The sequence below is a fragment of the Terriglobia bacterium genome (assembly GCA_036496425.1).
In the GTDB taxonomy this organism is placed as follows: domain Bacteria; phylum Acidobacteriota; class Terriglobia; order 20CM-2-55-15; family 20CM-2-55-15; genus 20CM-2-55-15.
Map to the genome: position 1 here is coordinate 1 of DASXLG010000045.1, position 2,150 is coordinate 2,150.

Below are 2,150 nucleotides of genomic sequence, written 5' to 3' on the forward strand. Positions count from 1 at the left end.
ACCAAAGGCCGCGGCAACGGCTACGTGGTGACGCTTGGGGGCAGGCGCGTCTATATCAGCGGCGACACCGAGGACATCCCTGAAATGCGCGCACTGAAGAACATCGACGTGGCGTTTGTCTGCATGAACCTGCCCTACACGATGACGGTCGAACAGGCCGCGGGCGCCGTGCGCGCGTTCAAGCCGAAGGTTGTTTATCCGTATCATTATCGCGGCAGCGACACTGAAAAGTTCAAGCAACTTGTCGGCAACGACAGCGGTGTGGAAGTGCGGCTGCGGGATTGGTATAAATGACGAGTACCCGGGGTGACTTTCACACGCCAATGCTTGCTGGCGGCGGCCTCAACGTGAAAAGATTTGCGGCGCTGGCTGAAGCACGCCATAAGTGGGCGAAAACCAGCCGATGAAATTGGCCGTTGAACGCTTGTGCCTGCTCGCCGGAATCGCTTTTTTCGCCCACTCACCCGTCTTCGCCGCGGATGAAACAAACGCGGCTGCGTGGAAAATCATTCTGCAGCCGGACAACCAGCTGCCGTTCGGAATCGAAAAACGTGTTCCATGGACGGCTTCACGGCTGGTCGGCTCACCCGACCCGCCGTTGCCCTACGTCGCGAAGCGCGTCTTTCCGAAGCTCAAGTTCAAGGAGCCGGTGGACTTGGCACATACGCCGGCCATGGACCGCCTGTTTGTCGCCGAACAGTCGGGAAAGATTTTTTCATTCAAGAACGATTCCAGCGTCGGTCAACCCGACCTTGTCATGGATCTGCACAGCGGTATTCCGGAATTTACCCAGCTTTACGGAATGGCATTTCATCCCGGCTTCGCGACGAACCATTTCGTCTATCTCTGCTACGTTTTAAAAGATGGTTTGCCGGACGGCTCGCATGTGTCGCTCTTCACCGTGGCGCAGACCGATCCGCCGCGCATTGATCCGTCGAGCGAGAAGATCGTCATCACCTGGCTTTCAGGCGGGCACAACGGCGGTTGTCTCAAGTTCGGGCCAGACGGTTGCCTCTACATCTCCACCGGAGACACCGCGTCGCCCGATCCGCCCGACCCGCTGAACACGGGCCAGGACATCAGCGATCTGTTGTCGTCGGTGCTGCGCATTGACGTTGACCACGAAGGGGGTGGAAGACCGTATCGCGTGCCGGCGGACAATCCGTTCGTGAACACAACCCGGGCGCGCCCGGAAGTGTGGGCTTACGGCTTCCGCAATCCATGGCGGATGAGCTTCGATCCGGAGACGGGCGCGTTGTGGGTCGGCGACGTGGGCTGGGAACTGTGGGAGATGATTCATCGCGTTGAGCGTGGCGGAAACTATGGCTGGAGCATTGTTGAAGGCCCGCAGTCGGTCAAACCGAACGGAAAAGTCGGGCCGACGCCCATTCTTCCGCCGGTTACCTCACATCCACACACCGAGGCCGCGTCCATCACGGGCGGCTGCGTCTATCATGGCAAACGACTGCGCGAACTCGATGGCGTTTATATTTATGGCGACTGGGTGACTGGAAAGTTCTGGGGACTTCGCCATGACGGCAAACAGGTCACCTGGCGTCGCGAACTGGCCAACAGCACGATGCAAGTCGTTTGTTTCGGTGAAGACAATGCCGGCGAGCTCTACGCGATGGACTATGGCGGCGGCGTTTTCCAACTCGAACCAAACCCGGTCCCGGACAACAGTTCGAGCTTTCCACGGAAACTGAGCGAAACCGGCCTCTTTGCCTCGACGGAAGAAGACAAGCCGGCGTCGGGCGTGGTTCCGTTCTCGGTCAACGCCGAACTCTGGAGCGATGGCGCCGCTGCGGAGCGGTTCGCCGCCTTTCCGGGGGCCACAGGAGTTTACAAGGGCAAGGACCTTTGGGGTTCGGTGAAGTGGATCTTTCCCTCGAACGCCGTTCTGGCGAAGACACTGTCGTTGGAAATGGGGCCGGGCAACGCGCAGAGCCGGCGCCGCATCGAAACGCAGATCCTTCATTTCGACGGCGTGAACTGGCACGGCTACGCGTATCAGTGGAATGACGCTCAGACCGACGCCACGCTGGTGGGGTCGGCAGGAGCGGATCGTGCGTTTGAGATCGCCGATGCGCAGGCGGCCGGCGGACATCGCCGGCAGACGTGGCATTTTCACAGTCGGGCGGAATGTTTGC

General features: G+C 59.9%; 2 protein-coding genes. Both read left to right on the forward strand.

Going from position 1 to position 2,150, the window contains the following annotated elements; all coding sequences use genetic code 11:
* The coding region (locus VGK48_03405; GenBank protein HEY2380209.1) for an MBL fold metallo-hydrolase at window positions 1-294 on the forward strand (294 nt) is incomplete at its 5' end.
* A 109-nt stretch (window positions 295-403) separates the two neighbouring features.
* Window positions 404-2,150, forward strand: a 1,747-nt coding sequence (locus tag VGK48_03410; GenBank protein HEY2380210.1) for a PQQ-dependent sugar dehydrogenase, incomplete at its 3' end; no start/stop codon positions are given.